The organism is Micromonospora sp. NPDC049044, from assembly GCF_040649215.1.
GTDB lineage: Bacteria > Actinomycetota > Actinomycetes > Mycobacteriales > Micromonosporaceae > Micromonospora.
Genome location: NZ_JBEZFA010000039.1, coordinates 57,148 through 65,168 on the forward strand (window position 1 = coordinate 57,148; position 8,021 = coordinate 65,168).

An 8,021-nucleotide genomic window follows, 5' to 3' on the forward strand; every position below is an offset into this window, starting at 1 on the left:
CGACATGGCCTCGTTGATCAAGAAGGACGCGTCAGGCGACACCGCTGACGGTGACGCGAATCTCTTGATCAACGAGGCCATCGGCGTCCCCGGGGGAATCGGGGAACCCGCCCGGCAGGGGCGCGCAGCCGCCTACGACGCGTTCCTGCGAGGGCTCCTGCCGGCGCGGGACGGGGTGGCACTGCTTGCCGTCGGGGGGCTGGGTCGGCGGCAGTGCGCCCCGTACAGCGATCTCGACCTGGTGCTGCTGCACGCCGGGGTGCCGGGCACCGACGAGTTGGCCGCCTCGATCTGGTACCCGATCTGGGACGCCGGTCTGCGACTCGACCACTCGGTACGCACCGTCTCCGAAGCGCTCTCGGTGGCCCAGGACGACGTCAAGGTCGCCCTCGGGCTGCTCGACGCCCGACTCGTCGTGGGCGACCAGGGGCTGGCCGACGCACTGATCCGCACGGCCGCCGACCACTGGCGGCGCACCGCCGTCCGGCACCTGCCCGGCCTGCGGGAGGTCACCGAGGCACGCTGGCAGGCCCACGGCGAGCTGGCCTTCCTGCTGGAGGGCGACCTGAAGGAGGCCGCCGGTGGCCTGCGCGACGTGGGTCTGCTGCGGGCGATCTCCGCCGCCGGCATCACCGACGCGCTGCGTCCCGCCGTACGCGCCGCCCACCTGCGCCTGCTGGACACCCGGGACGCCCTGCACCAGCAGGTCGGCCGGCGGGTCGATCGGCTGGTCGCCCAGGAACGCGACGGAGTGGCGGCGCTCCTCGCGTTGGACGACGGCGACGCTCTCCTGCGCCGGGTCGCCGGTGACGCCCGCACTGTCAGTCACGCCCTGGACGATGCGTTCCGCGCCGCCGACCGGCTGCGCTCCGGCCGGTCCCGAGGTGGCAACGGCCGCTCCCCGCGCCGGCCGGTGGCCCGGGACGTGGTCGAGCACGACGGCGAGCTGGTGCTCGCCCGCACGGCGATCGGGGCCCGACCCGACCCGAGCCTCTCGCTGCGGGTGGCTGCCGCGGCGGCCACGACCCGCCTCCCGATCGCCCGGGCCACCTGCGAGTGGCTGGCGGCCTACTGCCCGCCGCTGCCGGCGCCGTGGCCGGCCGAGGCCCGCGCCGCGCTGACCACCCTGCTCGGCGCCGGTCCCGGTCTGGTGCCTGCCTGGGAGACCTGCGACAGGTACGGGTTGGTCGACGGCTGGCTGCCCGAGTGGACGCGACTGCGCAGCCTGCCCCAGCACAACCCGGTGCACCGCTACACCCTCGACCGGCACCTCGTACAGACCGCGTACGAGGCCAGCCGGCACGCACGCGAGGTGGAACGCCCCGACCTGCTGCTGCTCGGTGCTCTCCTGCACGACATCGGCAAGGGCCTCACCGGTGATCACAGCACCGTCGGGGTGCCGGTGGCCCAGGCGGCGGCGACCCGGATCGGTCTGCCCCCCGGCGAAGTCGAGCTGATCGGCACGCTGGTCCGGCTGCACCTGCTGCTGCCCGACGTGGCCACCCGCCGAGACCTGGCCGACCCGGTCACCATCGCCTCGGTGGCCGAGGCGGTCGGTGACACCGGCACCCTCGACCTGTTGCACGCCCTGGTCCGGGCCGACGCGGCGGCGACCGGGCCGGCGGCCTGGTCGGACTGGAAGGGCCGACTCGTCGCCGAGCTGGTCGCCCGGGTCCGCACCGCACTCGACACCGGCGTACTGCCCGAGCCGCCGGCACCGGACCCGGCACTGCTGGCCGGGCCACTGCCGGTCGTCCACCTGACCGGCGACCGGGTGTCGGTCGCCGCGGCCGACCGGCGGGGCCTGCTCGCCACTGTCGCCGGCTGCCTGGCCCTGCACCGGCTGGAAGTGATCTCCGCGGACGCGTCGGTGGTCGACGGCCGGGCCCTTGTCGAGTGCCGGGTGCAACCCCGCTACGGCCTGGCGCCGGATCCGGTACCGCTGCGTGCCGACCTGCGCCGGGCGGTCGGCGGCGACGTGTCGGTAACCCAGCGACTACGTGGCCGGGCGCTGGCCGCCCGAGGCAACGGTGCCGCTCCCCGGGTCGTCTGGCACCGCGAGGCCGCCACCGACGCCGTGCTGCTTGAGCTGCGCGCGGCCGACGCCGCCGGCCTGCTCTACCGGGTCACCTGCGCGCTCGACGAGGCGGGCGCCCTGGTCCGTGCGGCGCGCATCTCCACGCTCGGTGCCGACGTGGTGGACGCCTTCTACCTGGTCGGCGGCTGGCCGGACGACGAAGCCCGAGCCCGTCTGGAGGCCGCGGTCCTGGCCGCCGTCTGATCCGCGTCGGCAGTCCCACCCGAGCCGTGCCAGCGGGGCGGAGGTGTGGCGGGGGGTACGTCCGGGGGCGTAGCGGAGGTGTCGCCCGCAGGCGCACGTCGGGGGGCGTCGGCGCGGGCAGAATGACGGCCATGCGAGGGAGCGGGCGGTGGCGATGGCCGGAGCTGGCCGCCGACACAGTGCTCGCGCTGGCGCTGCTCGGGTTGGGGCAACTCGCCACCGGCCTGGCCGGGGACAACCAGCCGGGGTCGACGCCGGTGGACGGGTTCTGCCGGCTGCTGATCGCGGTCGCCGCGCTCGCCCTGCTGGCCCGTCGGCGTGTCCCGGTCAGCGCCCTCGCCCTGGTCACCGTTGCCGTCACGACGTACCTGGTGCGCGGCTATCCGTACGGGCCGATCCTGCTCACCTTCCTGGTCGCGGTGTACACGGTGGCGGTGCGGCTGCCGGTGCGTCCGGCGGCGCTGGCCAGCGGCGGCGCGTTCGTGGTGTTGCTGACGCACGTCTTCTGGTCCCTGGGGCCGGCCGAGGGTTGGACCGGAGTGCTCCCGGCGGCGGCCTGGGTGGCCGTACCGTTCGCGGTGGGGGTCGTGCTGCGGGTCAACCGTGAGGTGGCGGCACGCAGCCGGGCCGAGGAGGCCCGCGGTCGCGCCGAGGAGGCCCGGCGGCGGGCCGACGAGGAACGGTTGCGGATCGCGCAGGAGGTGCACGACGTGGTGGGGCACGGTCTGGCCGCGATCAGCATGCAGGCGGAGATCGCCCTGCACCTGCTGCCGAAACGACCGGAGCAGGCGGAGACCGCGTTGACCGCGATCAGCCGGACCAGCCGTGAGGCGCTCGACGAGCTCCGGGTCACGCTGGGCGCGGTGCGGCAGGGGGCGGAACGCGAACCGGTACCCGGCCTGGCCCGCCTGCCGGCACTACGCGACCGGCTCGCCGGGGCCGGGCTCGTCGTCGACGTACGCGTGGTCGGCTCCCCCCGGGAGCTGCCGGCCGCGCTTGATCTGGCCGCGTACCGGGTGGTGCAGGAGGCGTTGACCAACGTGCTGCGCCACGCGGGGGTGGCGAACGCGGAGGTGACTGTGCACTACCGGGCCGATGAGCTGACGGTCGAGGTCACCGACCGGGGTACGGGCGCCAGGGACGCCGGCACCGATCCGGCCGACGGCGATCGCGGGCACGGGCTGGCCGGGATGCGGGAGCGGGTCGCGGCGCTGGGCGGGTGGTTGACCGCCGGGCCGCACGACGGTGGCGGCTTCCGGGTGTACGCCCGGCTGCCCGTGGGGCCGGTCAGGTGATCCGGGTGCTGATCGCCGACGACCAGGATCTGGTCCGGCTCGGTCTGCGCGCGCTTGTGGAGAGCGAGGACGACCTGGCGCTGGCCGGTGAGGCGGCCGACGGGCTGCGGGCGGTCGAGCTGGCGCGGCGGGAGCGACCGGACGTGGTGCTGATGGACATCCGGATGCCCGGCATCGACGGCATCGAGGCGACCAGGCGGATCGTCGCCGACCCCGACCTGACCGGTACGCGGGTGGTGGTGCTGACCACCTTCGAGCTGGACGAGTACGTCTTCGACGCGCTGCGGTACGGCGCGAGCGGATTCCTCACCAAGGACACCCGACCGACCGAGCTGCTGCGCGCGATCCGGCTGGTCGCCGAGGGGGAGGCGCTGCTGTCGCCGTCGGTGACCCGGCGGGTGGTGCGGGAGTTCGCCACCCGGCCGTCGCGGGTGCCGCGCCCGCACCCTCGGCTGGACACGCTCACCGACCGGGAGCGCCAGGTGGTCGGCCTGGTCGGTGAGGGCTTGAACAACGAGGAGATCGCCGCCCGGCTGGTGCTCAGCCCGGCGACCGCGCGTACGCACGTCAGCCGGGCCATGGGCAAGCTGGGAGCCCGGGACCGGGCCCAACTCGTCGTGTTCGCGTACCAGTCGGGGTTGGTCCCGGGGTGAGGCCGGGCCGCCAGCGGCCCGGTGGCCGGGCGGCTACCCTAGCGGTGGCCGGACTCCGCAGTGCCGGCCGGGTTGTGCCCGCCGGAACACTGACAAACGGGATGTTCGCGTGTTTGACACCTTGAGTGACCGCCTGTCCGGGATCTTCACCAAGCTCCGCGGCAAGGGGCGGCTCACCGACGCCGACATCGATGCCACGGCGCGCGAGATCCGCCTCGCGCTGTTGGAGGCGGACGTCGCGCTGCCGGTGGTCAAGGGCTTCATCGCGGCCGTCAAGGAACGCGCCCGCAGCTCCGAGGTCTCCCAGGCGCTGAACCCGGCTCAGCAGATCATCAAGATCGTCAACGAAGAGCTGATCAACGTGCTCGGCGGCGAGGGGCGGCGGCTCCAGTTCGCCAAGCAGCCGCCGACGGTGATCATGCTGGCCGGCCTCCAGGGTTCCGGTAAGACCACCCTCGCCGGCAAGCTGGCCCGCTGGCTCAAGGGCCAGGGGCACCAGCCGCTGCTTGTCGCCGCCGACCTCCAGCGCCCCAACGCCGTCGGGCAGCTCCAGGTGCTCGGTGGTCGGGCCGGCGTCGAGGTGTACGCCCCGGAGCCCGGCAACGGCACCGGCGACCCGGTGCAGGTGGCCCGCGCGTCGATCGAGCACGCGAAGCGGGCCGCCCGCGACATCGTCATCGTCGACACCGCCGGTCGCCTCGGCATCGACGCCGAGATGATGCAGCAGGCCGCTGACATCCGTGACGCCGTGCAGCCGGACGAGGTCATCTTCGTCATCGACGCGATGGTCGGTCAGGACGCCGTGCGCACCGCCGAGGCGTTCCGCGACGGCGTCGGCATCACCGGTGTGGTGCTCTCCAAGCTCGACGGCGACGCCCGTGGTGGTGCCGCGCTCTCCGTGCGCGAGGTGACCGGGCAGCCGATCCTGTTCGCCTCCACCGGTGAGAAGTTGGAGGACTTCGACGTCTTCCACCCCGACCGGATGGCCAGCCGGATCCTCGGCATGGGCGACGTCCTCACTCTGATCGAGCAGGCCGAGCAGGCCTTCGACTCGGATCAGAAGGAGAAGATGACCGCCAAGCTGATGGGCGGCGAGCAGTTCACCCTCGACGACTTCCTCGACCAGCTCATCGCGGTGCGGCGGATGGGTCCGATCGCCAACGTGCTGGCCATGATGCCGGGCATGGGGCAGATGAAGGACCAGCTCGCCGAGCTGGACGACAGCCACTTCGACCGGGTCACCGCGATCATCAGGTCGATGACCCCGGGCGAGCGCACCAACCCGAAGATCATCAACGGCTCTCGTCGGGCGCGTATCGCGAACGGCTCCGGGGTCACCGTGATGGACGTCAACCAGCTGCTCAACCGCTTCGCCGACGCGCAGAAGATGATGAAGCAGATGGGCGGCATGATGGGCCTGCCCGGCGGTGGCCGACGCAAGGCGACCAAGTCACCGAAGAACAAGCGAAAAAACACGAAGGGCTCGCAGCGTTCGCGGGGCGCGGGGCAGAGTGGTGCCGGTCCGCGCATCGGTGCGGGCGGCTTCCCGGCCGGCATGCCGCAGCTCCCGCCGGGAATGGACCCGAACGACCTCTCCGGCGCTCAGGGTCTGCCACCAGGCTTCAAGCTTCCGAAGATCGACTTCAACAAGCTCGGCAAGGGCGGCGACAAGGGCCCGCGCTGACGCGTGTCGGTGACGGCGGGCGACCGATCCGGCGCTTAGGGTGACGTCGCCCCCTGGAAGGAGATGTCATGACCGCGGCCCCGATCCTGCCCGAACGGCACGAGTGGACGGTCGACGACCTCGGTGAGCTACCGAAGGACCTTCCGTACGAACTGATCAACGGAAGGTTGATCGTGCCGTCGCCGACTGCCGTGCACCAAGATTTCTGTGTTCGACTGCTGCTGGCCGTCGAAGTCAACTGCCCACCCGAATATCTGGTCAGTATCGACCTGTCGATGCGGGTCGACCGGCGTAACGAGCCGCGCCCGGACGTGGTGGTCATCCGCCGTACGCACGCCAACCGGTCGCCCGTCCCGGTCGAGGACGCCCTGCTTGCCGTGGAGGTCGTATCCCCGACCTCCAGCTTCCGCGACATGTACGACAAGGCGAAGGTCTACGCGCACGCCGGAATCCGGTCCTACTGGGTGGTGGACCCGTCGCAGGAGCGCGTCACGCTCACCGAGTACGCGCTCGGCGCGAACCGCGAGTACGAGCAGGTCGCGCACACCGAGGACCTGTTCGTCACCGAGCGGCCGTGGAAGGTCTCGGTGGACCTGCCGGCTCTCACCGCTCGGAGGAACGACCTGCTCGCCCCCGACGAGGAGTGATCGGGTAGGACTGAGCGCATGGCTCTTCATGTGCGCGGTGTGCTGCTCCCCGACGACGAGGTCCGGGATCTCTGGCTGGTCGGCGACCGGGTGACCTTCACCCCGGTGCCCGACGCGGAGACAGTTGTCGACGGCGGCTTCGTGCTGCCGGGGCTGGTCGACGCGCACTGCCACATCGGCATCGCCCGAGGCGGCGCCCCGATCACCTCGCTCGACCAGGCCCGCGAGCTGGCCCGCCTCGACCGGGACGCCGGCGTGCTGGCGATCCGCGACGCCGGCTCGCCGTACCCGTACCCCGAACTCGACGACGAACCGGACCTGCCGCGACTGGCCCGCGCCGGCCGGCACATCGCGCCGCCGAAGCGCTACCTGCGGGACATCGGCGTGGAGGTCGACGCGACCGAGGTGGCCGCGACGGTGGCGGAGCAGGCGCGGGCCGGCAACGGTTGGATCAAGCTCGTCGGCGACTGGATCGACAGGGGCGTGGGCGACCTCGCGCCCGCCTGGGACGCGGACACCCTCACCGCCGCCGTGCGGGCCGCCCACGACGCCGGGGTACGCGCCGCTGTGCACACCTTCTCCGAGTCCGCCGTCGAGATCATGGTGCGTGCCGGGGTGGACTCGGTGGAGCACGGCACCGGGCTCAGCCTCGACCTGATCGACGAGATGGCCCGGCAGGGCACCGCGCTCATCCCCACGATGATCAACATCGCGACCTTCGGAGCCATCGCCGAACAGGCGCGGGGCAAGTTCCCCGGGTACGCGGAGCACATGCTCGCCCTGCGCGACGGTTTCCCCGAGGTGGTGCGCGCCGCACACGAGGCAGGTGTGCCGATCTACGTGGGCACCGACGCCGGCGGGGGCATCGACCACGGGCTGGCCGCCGAGGAGATGCTGCTGCTGCACGAGCAGGCCGGCCTGGCACCGATCGACGTGCTCGCCGCCGCCTCCTGGGGCGCCCGGGAATGGCTCGGCTTTCCCGGCCTGGTCGAGGGCGGCCTCGCCGACCTGACTGTCTACCCGGAAGACCCCCGCCGCGACCTGCGCGTGGTCCGTGCCCCGTCCCGCACGATCCTGCGCGGCCGAGTACTGCGCTGACGCAGCGCCGGCCCCGCTGGTCCCGTCACGTCACGTCGCCCCGGAGCCGCGCCGCGCTGGGCCGCGCTGGGCCGCGCTGGGCCGCGCCGCGCCGCGCTGGGCCGCGCCGCGCCGCGCTGGGCCGCGCCGCCCCGCGGCAAGATCGTGCTGGATCCAGGAAGTAGTGGCCTCGGCGTCGTGGGATGCCACTGGAACCAGGATCGAGCACGATCTTGGCGTGGGGCGTGGGGCGTGGGGCGTGGGGCGTAGGGCGTGGGGCGTGGGGCGTGGTGTTGGCGCCGAGCCGCGACGGGCTGGCCGGCACGATGTTCTACCTGGTCGCGTACGGCTTCTCGGTGCTTGCCGCGTTCGCGGTGGTGACCC

General features: G+C 73.0%; 6 protein-coding genes. All 6 read left to right on the forward strand.

From position 1 onward, the window contains the following. Positions 1–4 precede the first annotated feature (4 nt). The 6 genes from AB0B85_RS26885 to AB0B85_RS26910 all read left to right on the forward strand — a co-directional run bounded on the left by AB0B85_RS26885 (position 5) and on the right by AB0B85_RS26910 (position 7,658). Positions 5–2,281, forward strand: a complete 2,277-nt coding sequence (locus AB0B85_RS26885; RefSeq protein ID WP_357411739.1) for a [protein-PII] uridylyltransferase — start codon at positions 5–7, stop codon at positions 2,279–2,281. 131 nt (positions 2,282–2,412) lie between these two features. After that, entirely contained in the window at positions 2,413–3,576 is a 1,164-nt protein-coding gene (locus tag AB0B85_RS26890) for a sensor histidine kinase (RefSeq protein ID WP_357411740.1), read from the forward strand. Further along, on the forward strand, positions 3,573–4,229 hold the full coding sequence (locus AB0B85_RS26895; protein WP_357411741.1) for a response regulator transcription factor: 657 nt from the start codon (positions 3,573–3,575) through the stop codon (positions 4,227–4,229). The genes AB0B85_RS26890 and AB0B85_RS26895 overlap by 4 nt, the downstream gene beginning before the upstream one ends. A 109-nt stretch (positions 4,230–4,338) precedes the next feature. Next, positions 4,339–5,913, forward strand: coding sequence for a signal recognition particle protein (ffh, locus tag AB0B85_RS26900; protein WP_357411742.1), 1,575 nt, complete (start codon positions 4,339–4,341; stop codon positions 5,911–5,913). 68 nt (positions 5,914–5,981) lie between these two features. Then, a complete protein-coding gene (locus AB0B85_RS26905) occupies positions 5,982–6,560 on the forward strand; it encodes a Uma2 family endonuclease (RefSeq protein ID WP_357411743.1) in 579 nt (192 codons plus the stop codon). 18 nt (positions 6,561–6,578) lie between these two features. Next, positions 6,579–7,658, forward strand: coding sequence for an amidohydrolase family protein (locus tag AB0B85_RS26910; RefSeq protein WP_357411744.1), 1,080 nt, complete (start codon positions 6,579–6,581; stop codon positions 7,656–7,658). Positions 7,659–8,021: the final 363 nt, after the last annotated feature.